Annotated in this window: 20 protein-coding genes; 5 read left to right on the top strand and 15 right to left on the bottom strand. The window is 36.9% G+C overall.

The genetic code is table 11. The features are described from left to right. Nucleotides 1-136: 136 nt before the first annotated feature. Nucleotides 137-889 carry an ABC transporter substrate-binding protein gene (locus tag H4J75_RS12620; protein ID WP_182222330.1) on the bottom strand — a complete coding sequence of 251 codons (753 nt, stop codon included), beginning with the start codon at nt 887-889 and terminating at the stop codon, nt 137-139. A gap of 347 nt (nt 890-1,236) precedes the next feature. On the opposite strand from H4J75_RS12620, the gene hflX reads away from it, so the two are divergent. After that, nucleotides 1,237-2,589 (top strand): GTPase HflX, encoded by a 1,353-nt coding sequence (gene hflX / locus H4J75_RS12615; RefSeq protein WP_182222329.1) that lies wholly within the window; start codon nt 1,237-1,239, stop codon nt 2,587-2,589. A 170-nt stretch (nt 2,590-2,759) separates the two neighbouring features. Here hflX and H4J75_RS12610 read toward each other — a convergent pair whose 3' ends face one another. Then, nucleotides 2,760-4,433, bottom strand: coding sequence for a DUF342 domain-containing protein (locus tag H4J75_RS12610; protein ID WP_182214091.1), 1,674 nt, complete (start codon nt 4,431-4,433; stop codon nt 2,760-2,762). 321 nt (nt 4,434-4,754) lie between these two features. On the opposite strand from H4J75_RS12610, the gene H4J75_RS12605 reads away from it, so the two are divergent. Next, on the top strand, nt 4,755-5,978 hold the full coding sequence (locus H4J75_RS12605; RefSeq protein WP_182222328.1) for an EAL and HDOD domain-containing protein: 1,224 nt from the start codon (nt 4,755-4,757) through the stop codon (nt 5,976-5,978). 257 nt (nt 5,979-6,235) lie between these two features. Here H4J75_RS12605 and H4J75_RS12600 read toward each other — a convergent pair whose 3' ends face one another. Then, a complete protein-coding gene (locus tag H4J75_RS12600) occupies nt 6,236-7,492 on the bottom strand; it encodes a Y-family DNA polymerase (protein WP_182222327.1) in 1,257 nt (418 codons plus the stop codon). Continuing rightward, on the bottom strand, nt 7,480-7,893 hold the full coding sequence (locus H4J75_RS12595) for a LexA family transcriptional regulator (protein WP_146801079.1): 414 nt from the start codon (nt 7,891-7,893) through the stop codon (nt 7,480-7,482). Before H4J75_RS12595 ends, H4J75_RS12600 begins: the two co-directional genes overlap by 13 nt. A gap of 151 nt (nt 7,894-8,044) precedes the next feature. On the opposite strand from H4J75_RS12595, the gene H4J75_RS12590 reads away from it, so the two are divergent. Together H4J75_RS12590 and H4J75_RS12585 are read left to right on the top strand one after the other, a co-directional pair. Beyond that, on the top strand, nt 8,045-8,659 hold the full coding sequence (locus H4J75_RS12590; RefSeq protein WP_182222326.1) for a PolC-type DNA polymerase III: 615 nt from the start codon (nt 8,045-8,047) through the stop codon (nt 8,657-8,659). Between the two features lie 166 nt (nt 8,660-8,825). Beyond that, nucleotides 8,826-9,827, top strand: coding sequence for an endonuclease/exonuclease/phosphatase family protein (locus H4J75_RS12585; protein ID WP_259366420.1), 1,002 nt, complete (start codon nt 8,826-8,828; stop codon nt 9,825-9,827). A gap of 63 nt (nt 9,828-9,890) precedes the next feature. Here the strand turns inward: H4J75_RS12585 and H4J75_RS12580 are convergent, their stop codons facing one another. The 7 genes from H4J75_RS12580 to ubiG all read right to left on the bottom strand — a co-directional run bounded on the left by H4J75_RS12580 (nt 9,891) and on the right by ubiG (nt 18,273). Next, nucleotides 9,891-11,090 carry an ice-binding family protein gene (locus H4J75_RS12580; RefSeq protein WP_259364633.1) on the bottom strand — a complete coding sequence of 400 codons (1,200 nt, stop codon included), beginning with the start codon at nt 11,088-11,090 and terminating at the stop codon, nt 9,891-9,893. 381 nt (nt 11,091-11,471) lie between these two features. Continuing rightward, the gene (locus tag H4J75_RS20500; protein ID WP_404842525.1) at nt 11,472-11,579 is read right to left on the bottom strand and encodes a PEP-CTERM sorting domain-containing protein; all 108 of its coding nucleotides are present in this window, start codon (nt 11,577-11,579) and stop codon (nt 11,472-11,474) included. 65 nt (nt 11,580-11,644) lie between these two features. After that, nucleotides 11,645-11,722: a PEP-CTERM sorting domain-containing protein gene (locus H4J75_RS20495; protein ID WP_404842524.1), complete on the bottom strand. Its 78-nt coding sequence runs from the start codon at nt 11,720-11,722 to the stop codon at nt 11,645-11,647. A gap of 95 nt (nt 11,723-11,817) precedes the next feature. After that, on the bottom strand, nt 11,818-12,969 hold the full coding sequence (locus H4J75_RS12565) for an ice-binding family protein (RefSeq protein ID WP_182214084.1): 1,152 nt from the start codon (nt 12,967-12,969) through the stop codon (nt 11,818-11,820). Nucleotides 12,970-13,136: 167 nt separating this feature from the next. Continuing rightward, nucleotides 13,137-15,962, bottom strand: a complete 2,826-nt coding sequence (prsT, locus tag H4J75_RS12560; protein ID WP_182214082.1) for an XrtA/PEP-CTERM system TPR-repeat protein PrsT — start codon at nt 15,960-15,962, stop codon at nt 13,137-13,139. A 396-nt stretch (nt 15,963-16,358) separates the two neighbouring features. Further along, nucleotides 16,359-17,111, bottom strand: a complete 753-nt coding sequence (locus H4J75_RS12555) for an ABC transporter substrate-binding protein (protein WP_182214080.1) — start codon at nt 17,109-17,111, stop codon at nt 16,359-16,361. Nucleotides 17,112-17,439: 328 nt separating this feature from the next. Then, nucleotides 17,440-18,273 carry a bifunctional 2-polyprenyl-6-hydroxyphenol methylase/3-demethylubiquinol 3-O-methyltransferase UbiG gene (gene ubiG, locus H4J75_RS12550; protein WP_310733539.1) on the bottom strand — a complete coding sequence of 278 codons (834 nt, stop codon included), beginning with the start codon at nt 18,271-18,273 and terminating at the stop codon, nt 17,440-17,442. Nucleotides 18,274-18,284: 11 nt separating this feature from the next. Between ubiG and H4J75_RS12545 the strand changes: the two genes are divergently transcribed. Beyond that, on the top strand, nt 18,285-18,647 hold the full coding sequence (locus H4J75_RS12545) for a DUF2237 family protein (protein WP_182169595.1): 363 nt from the start codon (nt 18,285-18,287) through the stop codon (nt 18,645-18,647). A gap of 106 nt (nt 18,648-18,753) precedes the next feature. On the opposite strand, the gene H4J75_RS12540 is transcribed toward H4J75_RS12545, so the two are convergent. From H4J75_RS12540 to H4J75_RS12525, 4 genes are all read right to left on the bottom strand, one after another. Beyond that, a complete protein-coding gene (locus tag H4J75_RS12540; RefSeq protein WP_182222325.1) occupies nt 18,754-19,002 on the bottom strand; it encodes a hypothetical protein in 249 nt (82 codons plus the stop codon). Between the two features lie 12 nt (nt 19,003-19,014). Next, nucleotides 19,015-19,833: a CPBP family intramembrane glutamic endopeptidase gene (locus tag H4J75_RS12535; RefSeq protein WP_182222324.1), complete on the bottom strand. Its 819-nt coding sequence runs from the start codon at nt 19,831-19,833 to the stop codon at nt 19,015-19,017. 118 nt (nt 19,834-19,951) lie between these two features. After that, on the bottom strand, nt 19,952-20,821 hold the full coding sequence (locus H4J75_RS12530; RefSeq protein ID WP_182214075.1) for a LytTR family DNA-binding domain-containing protein: 870 nt from the start codon (nt 20,819-20,821) through the stop codon (nt 19,952-19,954). 112 nt (nt 20,822-20,933) lie between these two features. After that, entirely contained in the window at nt 20,934-21,719 is a 786-nt protein-coding gene (locus H4J75_RS12525; RefSeq protein ID WP_182222323.1) for an ABC transporter substrate-binding protein, read from the bottom strand. Nucleotides 21,720-21,772 lie beyond the last annotated feature (53 nt).

Genomic DNA, 21,772 nt, shown 5'->3' with positions numbered 1-21,772 from the left:
AAGTGTTAACAGGCTTAAAGCAAAATTGCTTACGGGCACTTGATTACAGCAATTGAGTTGAAATATAAGATACTCTACCTTGTCTCTATTGCGTAATATAAAGCATTGTTATTGAGTCATCATAAGTCCCTGCAACTTACTTTTGCATTTCATGGCTTGCATAAATTTTTTCTATTGAGCCATTTTGTTTTAATTCTTTGATCACTTTATTTACCGCATCTTTTAGTGACTTGTCTTTAAAAGCCATATTCGAGTAGGTAAAGGGCCATAAATAATGTACGGTAAAATTGTTACGGGCTATGCTCGCTTCATCACTATAATATTTATTATTTAAATCATACCAAAATACGTTGATATCACCGACTCTAATCACATTTTCTCCAGAAAGCATCAGTTGAGTGGTCTCTTTAGGGTGGGCATGCTCTGAATATTTTGTATTTTCTTTTGCTATATTCTTAAATTGTTCACCAAGCAGCTCTGTAGCTCCTTGGTATGCGGCAATAGACTTTCCTTGCAAGTCACTTATATTATTAATAATTAACTGAGCTGACTTTTTCGAAACTGCTACATCTCTAAAGCGAAACACTGGCTCTGATAAGTAGGCTTTTACTTTTGAACTGGGAAAAATATTAGAAGCAACATCAATTGACTTACCATAGTTAATTTCATGTAAGATCCGGTTATTACTCATGGGGATGTATTGCACTTTATATTGTGGCAGCTTTTTGAATATTTCATCAATGATTTCAACAAATAAGCCTTGTGTGCCTTTTTCAATAAAATAAGGAGGAAAGTTACCTACACCCACTTTTATGACTTGCTGCGCCGTTGACACCGTTGAGAATAAAAGTAGATAGGTAAAAAGTAGGCCGCTTAATATTTTTGACATGAATATAACACCACAACTAATTGTTCATTGATTAAGAGTGTAGTTAAATAATAGTAAATAAGGTAATTTAAATCTGTTGATATTATTAATCTTTTATTAATAGATTACAGCAAGTTTTAGGCTTTTAGTTGGCGGTGAATCATAATCGCGTGCATCATACTAAGCCGCGTTTATTCTCTTAATCGCGGGATCTGCTACCGACATCATTCAGTGATTTCTTATCAACTAAAATAAACTCGCTATTTAGTCTGCCATTGCCCTATAAAGCTTAGCTATAACAGCGTAGGATAACACTACTTTAGATAAAAACTTAGGTTTGCACTTCAGGTGCACTAACATAAATAATTATGCAACTAACAGCAAAAGCATCACTTACTAACGCTTTACTTATTTCTATTTGCACACCGCACTTTAAAGGTGATGAAGCAACAGAATCACTTGCAGAGCTTGCGCGCTTAGTGACAACACTTGGCTTCAAAGTGGTTGGCACTCAATCTCAAAAGCAGAGTTCGACTAAGAAAGTTAATGTACTGGGCTTGGGGAAATTAGCTGAAATAGCTCACATTACGGGTAACCAGGGTGTCGTTGAAGGCTTAGATGACGCTGATGATTTACTCGATGAAACTGACATTTCTGCTGTGCCTTCAGATATCCCATCAGAAAACCTGCCTTTTGGTTGTGCAGATGTCGTGGTCTTCGATTGTGACTTAAGTCCATCTCAACTGCGTAACGTCGAAAATCAGTTAGGCGTAGAGGTGTTTGATCGCACCGGTATTATTATTGAAATATTTAGTCGTCATGCGCGTACTAAAACAGCAAAACTACAAGTTGAAATTGCTCGTCTTAATTATGTAGCACCACGACTTCGTGAAACATCATGTGGTGATAAAGAACGTCAGATGGGTAAAGGTGCAGGTGAAACAACGCTTGAACTTAACCGCCGAGCAGTACGCGACCAATTAGCCGACCTTAAACGCGAATTGGTCAGTGTTCAACATGAAATGAAAGGCCGACGTATTCAACGTTCTGAGCTTTTTTGTGTGGCATTGGTGGGATATACCAATGCGGGTAAATCATCAATGATGCGAGCGATTACCGGTAGTGATGTTGTTGGCGAAAACAAACTTTTTGCAACACTTGATACCACAGTTCGTGCACTATACCCAGCCACACAACCACGGATATTAGTGTCAGACACGGTTGGATTTATTAAAAAGTTGCCGCACGATTTGGTTGCCTCATTCCATTCAACCTTAGCCGAAGCTCATGATGCTTCGTTACTCTTATATGTGGTTGATGCTTCGGATGCTTCCTTTCGTTCACAACTCGATGTCGTGCACGAAGTGCTGGCAGAAGTCGGTGTTGAAGACAGTAAGAAATTACTGGTACTCAACAAATCTGATCAACTTAGTATTGAGCAACAACAAGCACTGATGGAAGAGTTTCCTGATGCTATGATCACCTCTACTCGAAATCCTCTTGATATCACTAAGCTGCATAAATATATTGTTAACGCAGCGCAGGACGATATGATTGAAGATGAGATTATTATTCCTTATACCGCTAAAGGTATCATAGGTGAAATTCGATCGAGCATGAGTGTTACCAAGGAAGACTATGAGTATAGTCACATTAAACTTACAGTACGCTCAAACGCGATTGATTTAGAGAGATTAAAAAAGCGTATGCAGAACTTATAAAGTGATGGCTGTGCTGTTCATTAATTTGAGCAATGTCTGTGGTGACCCCGGTGATTTATTGCTGAGTCATTAATGTTCTGGGATTATACACGGATAAATATTTAAAAATCTAAGGTTTCTCTAGTGAATCAGTATGGTGTTCGAAGGTTAATTCATTTAAGTTATTTCAATTAATTAACTATTGGCTCTATACTGATTTTATTTTCAAGCCACTTTATCTGTGTGGCTTCATGGTCACGCTTAAAAGCATAGTTTTTAGTGGCGACTTCAATATTTACACCTGAAAGTATTGATTGATATGCTGTTAGCTCAAAAATCGCTAAATGCTCATTGATATTATTCGCTTTTTCTAGCCATTCTTTATTGAGTTTACCTAACAAGTATAAGTGCTGCTTTAATGCATGGGTAATACGATTTATCTGTTTAGTATTCTCGTTATCTAGGTCGTTAGCCTTTTGTAATAATTTATATATTCTAGGTAAGCGCCTAATTATTTTATAGTTTGCTTCATCTGCACTTATTTTTAATTCTTCGACAATTTTGGGCCAATAATTGAAATTTAAATAGGTCATTGCGCCACAAGCTGAACCAAGAGTGCCTATATGAACGGAACCTCCTGTGAGTACACGGCTACCAAACAACTTTCCATCCGCTTTATCATTAGTGATATTACCCACCCATAAATCACCTTCAACTGTAATGTGGCTATGAGAAATATATTGTGTAATGTTAATATCTTTTTTACAAAAAAAATCGACATATTGTGCAAACTGCGCGCTAATATCTCCATCTGCTTTGATCATTGTACTGTTCTTTAACTCATTTTTGTCTGATATTTGTCGACCAATAATGCCCAGTGCAATCGATATATTGCCGCCTGCAGAAATTGAAGCGGTTTCAACTAACCCACCAATGACGATGTCTTCAGTTGCGGATAATTGCATACCTTCACAAACATTGCCTTGCACATAAATAGAGCCATCAAAACGAATGTTTCCGGTGCCAACATCTATATTTTCAATTTCCAGTAACTTATGCACAGCGACACTATTATCTAAATACTTGGGCATACCATCAATAGCAGCAACAAGAATGTTGTTGTTTTCATCTAAAAAAGACGAACCTTCAGACTCCTCTAAAAAACATGTTTCACCTGATACTGCATCTATAGCCGCTCCGGTTACATCAAAGCCTTTAACACCATCGGTTGGTGGTATTAGCTTAGCTAATTTTTTACCTGCTTTTACATGAATTAAATTACCTAATTCACGCATATCTACATTGCCATTTTCGAGCTTCTTAGGACACATAATTTGCTCTGCGGGGTTATCGACTAAATATTTTACGTAACCATCCTTTCCATTTCTGCTCATTTTACCTTTTGCTATTTCGGTAGATATACTTTTACCTCCTTGAAGTAACTGCCCCTCTTTTACAATATTGATGATGTTTTCTTTAATGATACCCTTGGTTATATTGTTTTCTTTTAATACATTAATAACATCAGTATTTTCAATGGCTTTACCACCATAAGCTGCGGTAAATTCTAATGTAGCTGACATATTTTCAGGCCCCAATGTGACCTTTAAATTCGCATCAACAGCATTTGCTATGATTGAACTTATACCTGTCGTCGTTTTTGATTCATCACTCTCATCACTTTTAGCCACTTCTGCTAGTAGTAACTCCATCGCCCCGTCAATCAGTAAAAAAGTAGAATATGTAGATAATTTGAATGTTGTTTGTAGTTTTTTTAAGTTAGCTTTTGGCTGTCCTTTAACAGGCGTGATGGTCATTAATAAATCTTTATCTTCGTTTTGAAGTGTTAATTTTATATCACACATATATTCTTCATTGATTTGTCTGCATTAATATCAACTTTATCATTTAAATTGAGGTTAATTGCTAATAAATAAGGTGTTTACGGCTACTGCTGTAATATTGTTTATTATTTGAATACTAATAAATTCAGCCTGTTCACTGAATTGACAAGATTAAAGTTTATCGACTCGTTTTAATCTTTCAATGCGTGTTTTTTAGTCTGCTGTCACTGTACACCTAACTAACCATACGTTGATAGGTTTTATTATGTTTTATAAGTATTTACATAGATTTTCTAGGAAGATCAACTACTATTAAAGGACGAAATCTCATAGGTTTGATTAATGGAAATAGTATTAAACACTTTCATCGCAAGGCAAGCGATTTTAGATATAAATCTTAAAACTATCGGTTATGAATTACTCTTTAGAGACAGTTTAGAGAATGTATTTAATGGGGATTCTCCAGAAAAAGCAACCTCAAAAGTTATATTTCAAAACCATATATTGGGTGATTTAGCCGATGTTTGCCTTGGAAAATTGGCCTTTATTAATTTTGATGAGTTTACCTTATTACAAAAATCGCCTTTGCTCTTTAACCCAAAAAATATCGTGGTTGAAATTATTGAAACAGTTAACATCTCTGATGAACTCGTTTTCAATGTTGCTCAACTTCATAAAAAGGGTTATGTCATTGCGTTGGATAATTATAATTTCGAAAGTAAATGGGAAGTGTTTTTTCCATATATCTCTATTATTAAAGTTGACATTGAACAGGTTACTTTCACTCAAATAGAAGGGCTGAAAAAACGCCTATTATCAACTAATAGTCATATAAAAATAATTGCTGAACGCATTGAAACGAATCAGCAGTACCAACAATTTAAAGCGCTAGCTATAGACTATTATCAAGGCTACTTTTTTCACAAACCCGAGATAAAGTCCGGCACGTCTATATCTCCTCTAAAAATTAATTTAATTCAACTTTTTTTAGAAGCTTACAAACCACACTTAGACTTCAACCAACTGACTGAAATTATTAGCCGTGATGTAACGTTAGTGAGCGGTATATTAAAGTTGGTAAACAGTGCCGCAGAGTGTGGCAATATTGAAATCACTTCTATTAAGCAAGCTATTACCTACTTAGGAACAGATAAAATAAAGCCGTATGTTGCAATTATATCAATGTCAGCATTATCATCTGAAAGTTCACCAGAACTTTTTATCGAGTCTTTAGTACGCGCTAAAATGATGGAACTCATAACGAAAGAAAAATCATTCAGTCACCTTAATGAAAAAGCTTTTCTAACCGGAATATTGAGTAATTTAGATGCCATATTAAATTTACCCATGGCAGATATTGTAAAGAGTTTTCTTTTTTCATCTGATATCAAACTGGCGTTATCTGAGCAACAAGGTGAATTGTCAGAACTATTAACATTGGCTAAGCATTATGAAGTATCAACGAGTAAGCGTGTTACTCGTTGTATTGACAGTAATAAAATTTCTGAAACTAGATTGTTAAATTGTTATTACGACGCATTAAAGTGGGGGATGAACATCTTTTAAGGTGGTAGCCCTTTGACATTTTATATCACTAGCAACTTTATCCTTAAATATTATGAGTTCAAGGTTACAGTGACTAAACTTACGAATAACACTAACAACTAATTTTGGGAATGTCTTGCCAGTTACTTGTGGTTACCCTTGTGTTGTTGGCTTAAAAAGTGTTTTTTCATTTGCCTAGCAACTAATTTTGGGGATGTCTTGCCAGTTACTTGTGGTTACTCTTGTGTTGTTGACTTAAAAAGTGTTTTTTTATTTGTTTAGCAACTAATTTTGGGAATGTCTTGCCAGTTACTCGTGTACTGTGGACTTAAAAAGTGCCGTTTCATTTGCCAGGAGTCTGATTTTCCCTCTGCGCCCAAGGTCAATGTCCCCTTACCGTAACGACTATTAATACTATCAAGACAATTCATTAGTATTGGGTTTGAATGATCAGATAAAAATAAATCAGCTTGTTGATGTTGTCTGCTTTCCAAGGCGATTGCACCGACACCACAACGATAAAAATGCACACCTGGTATAAATATTTCAGCGAGTATTAAACTGACCGCTGTAGCAATATCACAACTATTATCTGTTGCTAAAGGAAAAGTATAAACCATTGTTTGTTTATAATAATTTTCATCATGGGGGGAGCTTGAAGCGAACACGAGCAGTTTTTTGATAAGTGAAGATTGACACCTTACTTTTTTAGCGACTATCGTACTATGGGTAGTTAAGGCTGCTTGTAATGTATGTATATCTACAATACGTTGACCAAAACTACGTGTAGAGAATATTTCCCGTTTAGGTGCTTTTACATCATCCCAGCTTAAACAGCTAATCCCCTTTAATTCGTTAACCGTACGTTCAGTGATAACACTAAATTGCTTGCGCATAATTTTAGGGCACTGCATTGATAATTGATGAGCTGTGCTAATATTTTGCTGCTCTAGTCGCTGAGATATTTTATTACCAATACCCCAAACCTCATTTACCGCCATTTTTTCTAATATTTCTTTCGCACTTTGCGCGTTATCAATAATGGCAACACCCTGGTAACCGTCAAGTTTTTTAGCTGCATGATTTGCTGCTTTAGCTAAGGTTGATGTTGTGCCAAAGCCAACTCCCACCGGTAACCGAGTTTCTTTCCAAATAGCACGTCTTATTTCATGGCCGTATTGGTGCCAATCTTTAATAACGCCACTATAGTTTTTAAAATGTAAAAATGACTCATCAATTGAGTAAATATATTGGTCATCACAATACCTAGCAATAACATTCATCATTCTTTCACTTAAGTCAGCATATAGCTCGTAGTTGGAAGAGCGTACCACTACACCATGCTTATGTAGTAAGTCCTTTATCTTAAAATAGGGGGTGAATTTTGGAATACCCAGCCGTCGAGCAATAGGACAAACAGCACAAATGCAGCCGTCGTTATTCGTTAAAACAACAACGGGCTTGTTTCTTATGTTCGGGTCGAAGACTTTTTCTGCGCTGGCATAAAAAGATACTGCATCAACTAATGCATACATGCGGTTAATTCAGGAGCTTGATGATGGAGTCGAATAGAGCGAGTAACAATACCTTCTAATTGAAAGTCGTCTTCGGGCTTGATGCTAACTGGCGCAAAATCTTTAGACGCTGATAACAGCCGAGCTTGCTTTTTATCAATCAACTTACAGACAAAGCAGCCATTGTAATTTGCCACGATGACATCACCATTTCTGGCGGTGAGTGAGCGATCAACGATAAGTAAATCACCATCAAAAATGCCCACACCCTGCATGGACTCACCAGATGCTTGGCCAATAAATGTGGCATTAGGATGCCTAATAAGAAGTTTATCTAATGATAACCCCAGTTCTTTATACTCGGCTGCGGGTGATTCAAACCCTGAAATACCTGCTTCAATGTAAATAGGAATAACTTTCATTACTTAAATCTCACCTGTGTTTTTATACAGTATAGTTTCTAAGTTGATTATTGAACAGAATAATTTAACATTGCTTACGAGTAATGATTACTTTCATTTTGAAATATAGCCGTTAAAATCAGCGCTGCATAAATTTATAGGGTTAACTTAGATGCATGAAAATGCCAATTCGTTAGTGGTACTTGATTTTGAAACCACAGGACTATCACCCAATCAAGGTGATAGAGCGATAGAGATAGGTGCGGTTAGAATTGTAGACGGTAAGGTTACCGATAAATTTCAATCATTAATGAATCCTGGTTTTAGGATCAGTGGTTTTATTGAGCAATACACCGGAATATCTAATCAGATGCTTGCTAAGGTCGGCTCTTGTGGTGAAGTGATGGCACAATTTGCCGATTTTCTGGGTGACGATAATTTACTTGCCCATAATGCTTCCTTTGATCAAAAATTCTTGGACGCTGAGCTTAATAACATTAATCGAAAATACTTTGGGCAATTTATTTGTTCATTACTTGTTTCTCGCAGAATCAATATAGACGCACCTAATCATAAATTAGGTACGCTTATTCGTTATAAAAATATTCCATCAGATGGGGCTTTTCATCGGGCGTTATTTGATGCTGAGATGACGGCAAAATTGTGGTTGTTGATGCTTGATGATATTGAAGAAAAAATTAACCACGAGTTTGTACCTTTTGCATTAATACAGAAGTTATCAAAGACAGCAAAAAGTGACGTAAGTAAGCTGTTAACTAAATGGTAATTTATCTTGTTGGTTTTTAATTTTTTATCTCAGGTATACTCACAGTTCAACGTTTATTAGAGTTAACATTATCGACTATCCAGATAAAAAAGCCCCAGAAGAAATAGATCCCATACTGCCTTCTATAGCTGTATCAAATTTACAGCTTAAAATAGCTACTTTTAATTTGTTTAATTATCTTGAGCCGCCCAATGCTTTCTATGAATTTGAACGAATTTATAGTGCTGAGCAGTGGCGTAAAAAGCAACATTGGATTGCTGAATATTTACGTGAATATCAACCTGACATTATTGGCTTCCAAGAAGTCTTTAGTCCTGAGTCTCTAGAGCAATTAGTTGCAGGGCAGGGCTATTGTTATTTTGCCGTGGTTGATGAACCACAAGTGATAGATGATTTTATTTATAAACGTCCTGTTGTTGCCATAGCATCTCGTTACCCTATTGTTGAAGTTGCTGCGGTAAAAGCAAACACTGAACTTGCACTATCATTAGGTTTAACTGATAAATTCTCTTTTAGCCGAAAAGTGTTAAGGGCAACAGTTGATGTGCCTCATATGGGTAACTGTGATTGTTATGTTGTGCACTTTAAATCTAAGCGCTCTATGATTGAAGTCGATGATAAAAATATAAGTCGCACGCCAGAGCAAACCATTATTGAAAGCCTAAAAGCACAAGTGGCAGGTGGTTGGGGCTCAACGATACAACGTGGCAGTGAAGCGGCGTTATTAATGATTGAAATAATAGCGCGGCGTGAGACTACCGGTCAGCCAATGGTATTAATGGGCGACTTCAATAATACCTTAACTGATGGTGTGCTAAGTCATCTACTGACTAACACCCTACGCTTTGTTTCGGCCATTGACCGTGATGCCTATCTTGCTAAATATTGCTTGCAAGATGCTTGGGATTTATTTCAAGTTGCAGTGAAAAATGAAACTCATCAAGAGGAAAAAATACAGCGCACTCCGACACATTATTTTGGTGCGAGCAGCTCAGTACTTGATTATATATTATTATCATGTGATTTTGACGCTAGTTATCACGATAGTCTTTATCAGGTCAGTGCGTACGACACCTATGATCGACATTTAATTAATCCTATCTTTGAACGAGATGGCGAAAGTACCGATCACGGTATTGCCTTGGTTACACTAACGTTAAGATCATAAATTAGTCAAAGACCCAAATAAAAAAGGCTCCCAAAGGAGCCTTTTTTATTGGTGATACTGAATTTACGTTTTTTTACGTTGCGCTTTAATTGCCAAACCAAAAAGTGCTAGAGCGAATAACCACAGTGTTGCAGGCTCGGGAACTTGAGTGACGGCAATGCTATCTGCAGAAGCTCTGGACTCGCCATTGGTACAATCTTTTTTACCAATAACAGTATCAGCACCAAATTCAATAAAATTACTTGCTGAATAAGCGCCGCCACAATCATCGCCTATGCCCGCTATCATTGAATCAGCACCTGTTTGAACAAAACCTCTAGCAAAAATATAACCTCTAGCCTCAGCGCCGGCGCCGAGTTGTGTGTAACCTGCTGAGCCGGTTTTATCGCCAAGAACATTCCAGATAATAGTGCTGTTATCGGTAACATCTTTCAATAACACTGTTGAGTTTGCAGAGAAGGTCAGATAGTTGGCGATATTAAAAATCCAAGAGCCATCGATACCTTTACCATCAAGCGTTAAGGTTTTACCTATCGCGATGGTTAAATAATTTATTGTGCTGTAGATACCCGCTTCAAGTGTTTCGTCGTTGGTGCCAAAAGTGGTTGATACAAGTTCTGTTCCTGTCCCCATGTCTTTTATATCTTGTTGCACAGACATAATGAGCGCTTCCTGACTATCAACGATGGTGGGCAGTGCAACCATTTTCAAAGAATTAGCAGTAAGCGTACCAACGATTTCAACACTTGCACCAATGGTGGTGGTGGTTCCAGCATCAACATCGCCCCCGAAAAGTGAGCCTGCACCAACGGTTACTGTGCTGCCAGCCAAAACATTGCCGCCAACCTCAACGGTTGCCGATATGGTTACTGTTGTGCCAGCGCTTAGCTCGCCATCAACTTTTGCACTCGCACCAATAGTTGCTGTGGTACCTGCAATAATAGAGCCGTCGACAACAGCAGAAGCGCCTAGGGTAACGGTTGTTGTACTTTGAATATAGCCATCGACACCGGCAGCTGCGCCAAGTGTTACTGCGGTTCCAGCCTCAACGTTACCACCGACAATTGCATCAGCTGCTAGTGTTATCGCAGTAGCACTTTGGATATTGCCACCAATAGTTGTTCGTGCGCCCATGGTTATATAACCACTGGCATAAAGCGACTGGTTATTTAGTTCTGAGCCTAGCAAAGGTTGAAAACTCGCTTGTGCGTCAGACACAGCAAATAACACCACAATACAGAGGATTGAATTGATAAGTTTCAAATTAGACACCATTTCATATAGCTGAGCGTTCAGCATATAAAAAAACTTAATTTTTATAGAACAAAAAAACTTATTCCAAGAATTGTACAACTGTATAATAGCAGATAAGACGGTGTGTTGTTTGTTATTCGAACATTTATATCGTAAGTTATTGTAATTATTTTCTTTTGTTTTTTATTACAAAGCAGGTGATATGTTCATAAGTTAACATAATACGTCAAGAGGTTAACATGATGCACAAAAAGGTTAGCGAGATGTGATGCAGGCAGATCACAATTATAATTGTCTTGTTAAATAATGTAGTAAAACGAGCTATAGCCAAAATGCATAGTTAGCACAAATATAAAGGCCACTTAAGGGCTATTTTTAAATATTCAAAGGTTATCTGTGCTTTCTATTCACTATCATAGCTATGTCTAAACCTAAACCTAATAACCAAATAGTGGCAGGCTCAGGTACGTCAACTGCTCCGCAACCTTGATGTCCAATGATACTGATTGTTGCAGCAAATGTGACGGTACTGCTTACTGAAAAAACACCACCAAAACGGTCATTTATCTGTGCTTTCTATTCACTATCATAGCTATGTCTAAACCTAAACCTAATAACCAAATAGTGGCAGGCTCAGGTATGTCAACTGCTCCGCAACCTTGGTGTCCAATGATACTGATTTTTGCAGCAAATGTGACGGTACTGGTTGCTGAAAAAACACCACCAAAACTCTCATTTATCTGTGCTTTCTATTCACTATCATAAATATACCTAAACCTAATAACCAAATAGTGGCAGGCTCAGGTACGTCAACTGCTCCGCAACCTTGATGTCCAATGATACTATCTGCGGCAAATGTGACGGTACTGGTTGCTGAAAAAACACCACCACAACTGTCACCTATACCTGTTACTAAAGAAATAGCCCCGCCATCAATGGCTCCCTTAGAAAGAATATGACCTCTAACTTCTGCACCTGCCCCAAGTGATGTTAAGCCTGCTGTGCTTTCTCCCAGTACATTCCAAAGAATACTGCTGTTATCGGTGACGTTTAACAATACGACCTTGGAGTCAATGCCAAAGCTTAGATTATTGGCAATATTGAAAACCCAAGAGCCATCCATACCATTACCATCTAAGGTCAGTGTTTTTCCTGCGGCAATAGTGAGATAATTAACAGAATTATAAACGCCAGCGACGAGTGACTCATCGTTGTCGCCAAAATCATCCCAATCTAGTTCTTGATCGGTTACCAATGCTTTTAGCTCGGCTTGCACCGTGGTAATTTGATTTTCTTTACTGGTAACAACAGGAGCAGGAGGTGGGGCTTTTGATGAGTCGCTGGTAGCTGGTCCACCATCAATAATAACATTAGCAGCAATGGTTGCCGTAGTTCCGGCATCAACATTTTGATGAATATGTGACCCCGCAGCTATGGTCACTGTGGTTCCTGCTACAACATTCCCCATAACCTCTGCATTTTGCTCTAATGTTACTGTGCTTCCTGCTTCAATATTTCCCTCAACATACACACCGGCGCCGAAGGTTGCTGTGGTACCCGTTTGAACCTTACCGATAACGTTTACATTGGCGCCTAGCGTTGCGGTAGTGCTCGCTTCTATATAGCCATTGACAATAACATTATCGCTTAGGGTTGCTGTAGAGCCAGCCTCAATATTGCCACCAACTTGGCCATTGGCCGCTAATGTTATTGTGGTGAGGGCCTGCATATTACCATGAGTAATCACACCATCAGCCATTGTTATCGTACCGTTAGCATAGACTGATAGATCATTGAGGTCTGAATCTAACAGAGGGTGAAAACTTGCGTTTGCACTAGAAACTAAGATTATCGTTAAGATAAATAAGAGGTGTGTGAGGCGCTGCATAGTAGACTCCATGTCATATATCTCAAAATTACAGACGAAAAAACTTAATCCATAAGTTGTATACTTTACACAATATATAATAGGAGGGAGCAGGGTATTTGTACAATAAATGCACGCTTAATTGTAAATATAGTTACCTTTAGTTGTTAGGTTACTGTAAATTTTGTTTATTTTTTTTCTAATTTATCAAATAATTGTTGAGCCAATTGATGTTCTTCAAAATCATCGGGTAAAGCTATTAATTTAATTAATACTTTTTTTGCCTCATGGATACGTTGCAACTTTGCTAGGGCATAAGCAATATGGTATTGAATATCTGGGCTAGTGGAAGATAAGCTGAATGCCTGCCTTAAGTAAGATAGACCCAAATCTAACTCTTCAGATAAAACCAATGCCCAGCCAATAGTATCTATAATGGAAGGCATTCTAGGGTCAAGGTTCAAAGCTTGTTTAGCGGTTTCTATTGCCATAGTAAAGTTCTTATCTCTAATATAAATAGTCGCTAAATTATTCAGTGCTAACGCTCTTTTTGTTGGTGGTATATTATTTTTAAGCAGTATTTGATATTGTTTTTTTGCTTTTTCAAAGTGTTTATTTTCTAGCAAATGATCCGCCAACAAATGACGATGCAATAACAATTGAGGATATTCAGTGATAAGGTTATTTAATTCGGCAATAAATTTTTCTGACAAAGAGGCTGTTTTACTGATTTGATATAACTTACTTAAAGCCGTTAAATTAGTATGATCTTGACTAACCGCCTTTAAGTATGAATTAAAAGCTTGAGGCTTATTATTGCCAGCATTATAAATATCGCCTTGTAAAATAGTAAGCTCGACATTGTCTTTAGGTATTCTTTGTTGAGTTTGTGCAAGTAACTCAATGGCTTCGTTAATTTTATTTAATTGAATTTTAATCTTAATAAGTTCAATAACAATGGGTAATGAATTAGGCGCAAATTTAAAGGCTTTTTCCCGACTATACTCTGCGCCAGCAAAGTCTTCTACTTTTAGTTGTAGTCGACTTAGTTTCATTAATAGTGGCACATTTTCATCAACCAATCCCGCCAATATATCTAATTTACGTTGAGACTTTTTCGGTTGATCTAATGATAATAATACTTCAGCTTTTTTAAATAAAGCCTGAATGTTTAGTCTGTTATCCCGCAACATTTGGTCAATAACTAACAGTGCATCTTGCCATTGTTGTTCAGCAATATAAATATTCGTTAACTCAGTCAGTGCAACTGTCTTTACTGATGGTATTTTAGCTTGCTGCTCAAGCCCAGCAATAGCCGCCTCTTTATTACCAAGACGATATTCAACTTTGGCAAGTAATAATGCACTTTGATTATTATTTTTATTTTTATTTAGCACATCGCTCAATATCTTTCTTGCTAAGTCTAGTTTGCCAAGATTAAGTTGTAATAATGCATAACTGGTACTGATTTCACTATTTTGTGGCTGCTTTAAATACAATCTTTCTATAATTTTTTGGGCTTGGCTAAATTGTTGTAATTCAATCAATATTTGTGCAGTTATCAAATGATAGCTGACATTCTCTGGATAAGTATCGATTAATGGTGTTATATAATTTAAGCTTTTTTGGAAAGCTCCTACCCTTAATGACAACAGTGACAACGCGTATTGATAACTTTCACCCCCTTTGATATTTGCATCTTCTAATAAAGCAAGCGCTTGCTCAATACGGCCAGAGCCTTCTAGTACATTGGCTGAGAGAATCAACACCGCTTCATCTGTAGGGTAATCAACGCGCAGTTTTGATAAAACAAAATCAGCTTTATAATTTTGGTCAAATTTAAGATATAAACCAGCTAATATCAAGGCGTACTGTTTATTGAAGATCAGATCTTTCTCATTCTTTTCGAGTAATAATAAGGCATGTTTTGGTTCTTGCTGTTGCTGGTAAACATCAGCAAGCAGCATAATCTCACTCATTTCAGTTTGAGTAGAGCTTTGACTTAGATATCTTTTGAATTTACTTTCAGCTTGTATCCAATTTTCTTGAGCATAACTGCTCATGGCATCAAGCAATAATAATTGCGGCTGAGAAAGGAGATATGACTCATCAAGCTTAGATAATTGATTACTGAGTTCAACAAGCACTTTTTTTGATAATTCTACTTGGTTAAGCTCTTTTAAAATGAGAGCTTTCATAAATGTTGTTTGAGGGTCATTTTCTGCGGTCTCAAGTACTTTATCTGCAACCTGATTAGCCATGTTAAAGTTTTGAATATCGACATAACAGCCGATTAAAATTCGCAACGTTTCAATATTCTTCGGATTCAGTTCATTCGCTTTAGTTAGGTAGTTAATAGCATCATTAAATTGACCATCACTACGAGCAAGATGACCTTTTAATTGCCAGAGTATTTCGTTATTAGGCGCAATTTTGTTCGCTTTAGTAAGCAGTACCTTAGCGTTGATATTATTTTTTTGATAAATATAAACTGTTGCTAACCCTAATAATGCGTCAATATTATTGGCATACAGAGTAAGGATACTTTGGTAGGTTATTTTGGCGTTTTTTAGGTCATCTAAGCTAATATAAGCTCGTGCTTTTATTTGGTTATACGCTAACTCTCCTTCTTTTTTAAGCGTCATCTTACTGGCAAATGTTAAGGCTTGATCAAACTTACCTTGATTTAAAATGCTCTCACCAAGTGGAAAAACAATCAAATTATTATCAACACCTTGAGCAAGTAGATCATTGAGTTCTTGCTCAGCAGCAGGGTAAGAATTTTTATCTATTAAAACCTTAGCGAGTAATAATTTGGCCGGTAAATTACGTTCACTTTGCTGCAAAGCATTTTTTAAATGAATATAAGCTGTTTCAATCTTTCCTTGGTTATAAGCTTGAAGTGCGGCTTCATAATGGTTTTTTTCGCTGTTTGCTGCCATTGCCGCATTTACCATTAACACAGCAGCTATTTGAATAAAGGAGATAATTAATTTCCGTATTTTTTTCATCATGACTTATGGCCTTTATTTTCTTCTAACAACATCTCAAACAACAATGTATTAAAAATAGAAATTTGAATTTTATGACTATTTAAGTCATCAGAAAAACATTAAGTGTTGGCTTTGAAAAATGAACCCGTATTAATTTGCTACGTGCTAATCTAACAATTAGCACGTCAACAGCTAAATTATAACCTTGCTGATTAAAGCTCTGTGGTGAAATAAACGATTACGGAGATTATGAACAATATCCTGTCGTTCATCTTTGTAAAAAGCTGGGCCTGATCACTAGGCCTAAAATTTGATAAACTATGTCTAAGTAATAAACTGCCATTCATTGAGGCTTGATTTCAAGGACCTCATGGTTACTAGAGCAGAAATGGATTGGTTGAATAGCATTTATGCTACTTATAAACCCCATTTATCCATAATATTTTTATAGGTGCCATCGGCTTTTATTTGTTGTAATGCAGCAGATAAAATAGTCACTGTTTTATCTGCTGTTTTAAGTCCAGTCGCGATGAAAAGATCGCCAGGAAAATCATGTAGTTCAATAAAAGGTTTAATGTCATCTTTGTTAAACCCAATACTCTTCATTTCTCTATCTACTGCAATAAAGTTTGTTAAAATAAAGTCTATTCGTTGTTCAAAGAGCATGCGCCACATATGTTTATAACTAACGGATAAATGTAAATTTTTTTGCTCTAGAAAGCCTGTGTTTTTTAAATATTGCTCCGAGTGATAGCCACGGATTGTACCCACGACAAACGACTTTGCCTCTTCAATATTACTAATATTGATATCTTCGCGGTTGCGAAGACCCACCAAAAAAGCTTTGCTCTTAAATATTTGACCAACCCACTGGAAAAGATCTTTGCGGTCAGAACTCTTCATTAAAGAGAGCATAAAAATATTTTTATTATTTATGGCTAAATCATAACTACGTGCAAAAGGTATAAACTCGATTTGAGCAGAAAACTGAGTTTTAATCATTAAAGCTTCAATAACTTCAACTAAAGCTCCAGCAGGTTTGTTATCTGCGCCCATAAAATGAAAGGGGGGTAAATCTTCTGTAACAAATCTCAGTTGCTGAGCATAACTTGCCCATGAGAATACAAACAATAATAGAGCAACAATCGCTTGCTTAACTATATTATTCATATCGGCTTTCTAGCCAATTTTGATTGAGGGAAAATTAAGATATTGATACTTACTCTATTGCACAGTGTTTACCTATTAGTATTGTATTAATAATAAAACGAGTGTTATTGCAAGGGAAGATTACGATTTTTTAGTAAATAAGGCAGCAGGTATCTGTCCAAACTTGGTGTTTTTGTATCATTAGGGGGCACTACCCTGTTGACCTGCTATTGAGCTTTGTATTGCTTAGCAGGGTGAATGTGTTGACACATTTACATTTATTATCAGGTAATTGTTGGCTAAATAAATAAGCGACTGTCTATTTTCTATAGCCGATATTATCGAAAGGCTAACTGGTTGCTAGATGTTTATATAGTTGTACATAATTGACTTCTAAACTTGAGGTTGTACGCCAAGTTTTGGTTAGGAGACTGTAGGACATGCCTATTTCTGTCACCAAGTGCATATGTGCTAGCGTCGCCATAGTGTTTAATTCAAGTGGTGTTACAAAGGCACGCCAGCTGTGTGTACCTATAGGTAAATAACGCATAATATATTCAGCGCCAAGAATGCCTACTAGGTAGGATTTAATCGTGCGATTTAGCGTTGCCATTACCACACAGCCACCCACTTTGCATAATTGGCTACACTGTTTTACCAAGTCTTTTTGGTTGGGAACATGCTCGATGACTTCCGCATTAATCACCACATCGTAGCGATTTCTATCGCTTATACTGGTATGTTGCGCATGTTCGTGGCGATACTCAATATCAAGTTGAGATTTCACCGCATGGCGTTTTGCTACTTCAATACTTATCTCACTCACGTCTATACCGACCACTGTGGCTCCGGCTTTTGCTAAAGGTTCGCAAACCAGACCTGCGCCGCAGCCAACATCTAAAATTTTTAATCCTTGCAGCGGTGCTATATGATTAGGGTCGCGACCATAGAAGGCGCAAATTTCTGCAATAAAATACGCTACGCGTACTCGATTGAATTCGAGTGCCGTTTTGTATTGACCGTTTGGATCCCACCAACTTTCAGCGAACTTATTAAATTTAGCGATTTCTGCTGGACTAAAATTACCAGCTGGCGTGTGTTTAATGGTATTATTTTTCACTGGACTAAGCTTACTTTTGTCTAACATGGTAGGTATATCCATTTTATTTTTGTTAATTAACACAAGGCACCTTTATGGACAATCAACTGAATGTATTAGGTACAGATTTAGAGTTATGTTGTAGTAATACGGGCTATACCCGAAAAGGGTTTTGTTTTGTGCCCGAAGTTGACTTTGGTAACCACAGTGTCTGCGCAATTATGACCGACGATTTTCTACAGTTCTCAAAATTACAAGGCAATGATCTGATCAGCCCTAATTCTCAATATAATTTTCCTGGCTTAAAAGCGGGTGATAAATGGTGTTTATGCGCTGTTCGTTGGTATCACGCTATTGCAGCCAATGTTGCTCCACCTATTGTGCTTGAGGCAACCAACCAAAAAGCACTAACAGTGGTCTCATTAGATGTTTTAAAGGCCCATGAATATCAGCGTTAAGGCGTTACTCTTGTTGATAAAATAACGAACAACACCGATACCACTGTTTAGGTCGAGTTAGCGACTTAATAATCAAGGTCGTATAGCAGAGATATTAATAACATCATTATAATTTTTTTATCTCTTGGCGAAGTGTGGTGTTGCTATCGGTGACGATTTTCTCCAGTACGATCACTCTTTCAACCAGTATAGCTAATTTCTCTTGTGTTGCTCTGGCGGTATGACTATTAGTTTCTTTTTGTAACGCTAATAATTGTTGATTGGCTGCTGATTTGTAACGAAAGTAATGGCGAACCAAGATAATAATTAATACCGGTGATGTCAGTGTTATCATGACTAAAAATAATTCAAACATAGCTAATTCCCTTTAAATACTTTGAGTGGTTAATGTCGCTTTTGTACTTGTGGTCGACTGATTTTTCCACAAGTTTAAAAAGGTTATTTCACGCTTTTTACCACGGCAAACAAGCAGATGAATGTAAAGCAAAGTTAAAATAATTGAGCTTGCTTTAAATATATTGCCCGCTAAGTCTCCCGCTGCACCACCTGACATGCCAAATATTCCGTAAGCTGCATTCATGAAAATATGCATCCACAAAGGGAACCAAATTCGATAACCAGATTCACAAAATAACCATGCAAACCAAGTACCGGCTACCGAAGTTATTGCGAAAGCTGCAAAGGCTGACATTAGGTCATGCCCTTGATATATATGCCCAAAACCAAAGATAACAGAACTAAATAAGGCGGCAGGTATAAATCCTAAGTGGCAATATCGAAATAAAACGCCAAACAATACCGCTCTAAAAAGAATTTCTTCGAACACCCCCGCGTATACCGAGCCAACCATTATCCCTGATAGGGCAAGGTTCAACTCGCTACTTAAATAGGCGTAACCGATTGTCATCGGCAAGCAACAGGCAACCGCCGCTAAAAAATAATGTTGAAATCCTGCTATTTTTAGACCTAAAATCTCAGTTAAATCAACGTCCTTAAATAGTAAGCTTGCCACTAACACTAAGGGACTATATATAAAGAGGTAGCTCGCGGGTGTTAATAAAAGGTGGGATTGATTATCTAGTGCCAGTAAAGCTTCACTCCAAGTATCTCCCCAAAAGTATTTCATTATATAGCGACAGAATATAAAGGTAGTGATCATTATTAGTGTTTTAATTTTGTTATTCATATTTACCTGCTTAACTAAAGTTTAAATTTCAAATTAAGCATGACTAACACTCAATTGAATATCCATAAATTAGGGGTAAGCTAATAAAAAAGGTATTACTAACAATATATTGGGATGATTAACAAGCTTTTGGGACTAATGACAAGGCTTGTTTTATTGTCTCTACATAAGAACGAGATACGGGGATAGTAACATCAAGGGGTTTCATCATTAATTTCAAACCGCCAGCATTGCCGGTGCTAAGTTCTACTAAGGCTAGGTTTACAGCATAAGATCGATGGCAGCGCATCACCGTTGAGTCAACAGGAAGTTGTTTTAAGATACTGATCAGTGAACTGCGTAATAATTGATAGCTAACGTTGTTATCTTTAATAATGACTAACTCACAGTAATTGTCAGCGGATTTTATAAATAACAGCTGTGATAAAGCTACTTGTAATTTGTCGCCTTTATTATCACCGGTTAAGGTTAATGGCTGAGTTGATATTCGCTCGCTATTAACAACATTTTCATTTTGTTGATTCGTTGCATTGTCAGTTTCGATAACTTGTCTTGGTAAAGCCGTTTTCTGCGCATGGCGATTGACAAGATACATAAAAATGATTGGAAACAGTCCAATAGCAAAAGTATATAAAATAAACAGTAATTGGTTTTGCCAATGCCAGGAGCCAAGAATAGCCACGACAAAGTAGCTGTGATTAAAGGCCGAAACTATAGCAATGTATAAACAAGGTATGATGATCAAACGTAATATGTTGTTAATCTTCAGGCGAGTTGAAGCTATTTCTAATGCTCCAGAGAGTAATAGCGCGCAAAAGGTTACCAAGCCATACCCGGAAAGTCGTAAGAATTTGAAGGGAATAGTATGGTTGTTGGTGCCAAAAGGCTGGAATACAAATAAAACGAATAAGGTAACTGTGGAGAAAAGTACCGCACGCTGTAAAACTACTTTTCTGGATGCAAAATCATCCTTCAACCACAGGCTCATTATTTAAAATCTTTTGAATATACAATGGATAAGAAAAGTAACATATATTAACCGTTAGTTGCTGATATTTTTAAAATTAATAGCACTAAAATTATCAATGAAGCCTTTGTAGTTAATTAACTCTTATAACGGGATATTGCCACTCACTGATTATTTTATCAATCTTTCCCGTTATCTTCAGTTGATTAATTGCATAGCGTAACTGTTCAATTATATAGGGTGATGTTTTTATATTACAGGCAAAATAATAGTCTAAGGGCTTTGTATTTAGTTGGTAAACATTTTCAAATAAATTAGGGTTTAAATTATTAAATTGAGCGCGATACCTAATGGTATATCCATCGGCTAAAATCAAATCGATACTTTTACGCTTAACTAACAGCATTAATAATGAATGAGTATTATTAACGACAGTTAAATTGAGACCTTCTGTAAAGCCTTCTTTCACTAAACGTTGGTGGGTAACATCATCACGGATCACGGCAATCATATGTTTCTTTGCATCTTCTAATGAAGTAATACTTAGCTTTCGTGCAGTTAAACCGATAAAAGAAATATTACGCTCGGCGATGGTATTTACCCAAATAAATTGCTCTTCACGTGCTGGGGTTCGGGCAATAGAATAAATACAGGTGTTTTCTTTATTCAAAGCCATATTAAGTGATCTCGCCCACGGATAGACATTGATATTGAATGTGTACGGTGTACTCGACAGCGCCGAAGAGACTATTTCTGTGGCGAATCCCATTACTTTATTGGGTGTATCTATTTGAAAAGGGGGCAGGTGCTCGGTTACGATTTCAATATGAGGCTGAAAAGTAATCTCTTGTGAGCTTGTTGATAGCGTAAAAAAGCAAAGAAACAAGGTTAAGTATTTGATTTTATTGTAGGTGGTCACTATAGGGTTAATCTTCCTTGATTTATAGATAAAAAAGATTAACACTAAAATTG

It is taken from the genome of Colwellia sp. BRX10-1 (assembly GCF_014077545.1).
Lineage (GTDB): Bacteria > Pseudomonadota > Gammaproteobacteria > Enterobacterales > Alteromonadaceae > Colwellia_A.
This window is presented reverse-complemented; position numbering and strand designations above follow the sequence as displayed.

Coding starts and splice junctions, on each gene's coding strand:
- H4J75_RS12610 (WP_182214091.1), bottom strand. CDS start 4,433: ATGTGTGATATAAAATTAACACTTCAAAACGAAGATAAAGATTTATTA.
- H4J75_RS12535 (WP_182222324.1), bottom strand. CDS start 19,833: ATGAATAACAAAATTAAAACACTAATAATGATCACTACCTTTATATTC.
- H4J75_RS12600 (WP_182222327.1), bottom strand. CDS start 7,492: ATGTATGCATTAGTTGATGCAGTATCTTTTTATGCCAGCGCAGAAAAA.
- H4J75_RS12565 (WP_182214084.1), bottom strand. CDS start 12,969: ATGCAGCGCCTCACACACCTCTTATTTATCTTAACGATAATCTTAGTT.
- H4J75_RS12605 (WP_182222328.1), top strand. CDS start 4,755: ATGGAAATAGTATTAAACACTTTCATCGCAAGGCAAGCGATTTTAGAT.
- H4J75_RS12590 (WP_182222326.1), top strand. CDS start 8,045: ATGCATGAAAATGCCAATTCGTTAGTGGTACTTGATTTTGAAACCACA.
- H4J75_RS12545 (WP_182169595.1), top strand. CDS start 18,285: ATGGACAATCAACTGAATGTATTAGGTACAGATTTAGAGTTATGTTGT.
- H4J75_RS12620 (WP_182222330.1), bottom strand. CDS start 889: ATGTCAAAAATATTAAGCGGCCTACTTTTTACCTATCTACTTTTATTC.
- H4J75_RS12540 (WP_182222325.1), bottom strand. CDS start 19,002: ATGTTTGAATTATTTTTAGTCATGATAACACTGACATCACCGGTATTA.
- hflX (WP_182222329.1), top strand. CDS start 1,237: ATGCAACTAACAGCAAAAGCATCACTTACTAACGCTTTACTTATTTCT.
- H4J75_RS12555 (WP_182214080.1), bottom strand. CDS start 17,111: ATGAATAATATAGTTAAGCAAGCGATTGTTGCTCTATTATTGTTTGTA.
- prsT (WP_182214082.1), bottom strand. CDS start 15,962: ATGATGAAAAAAATACGGAAATTAATTATCTCCTTTATTCAAATAGCT.
- H4J75_RS12595 (WP_146801079.1), bottom strand. CDS start 7,893: ATGAAAGTTATTCCTATTTACATTGAAGCAGGTATTTCAGGGTTTGAA.
- H4J75_RS12530 (WP_182214075.1), bottom strand. CDS start 20,821: ATGAGCCTGTGGTTGAAGGATGATTTTGCATCCAGAAAAGTAGTTTTA.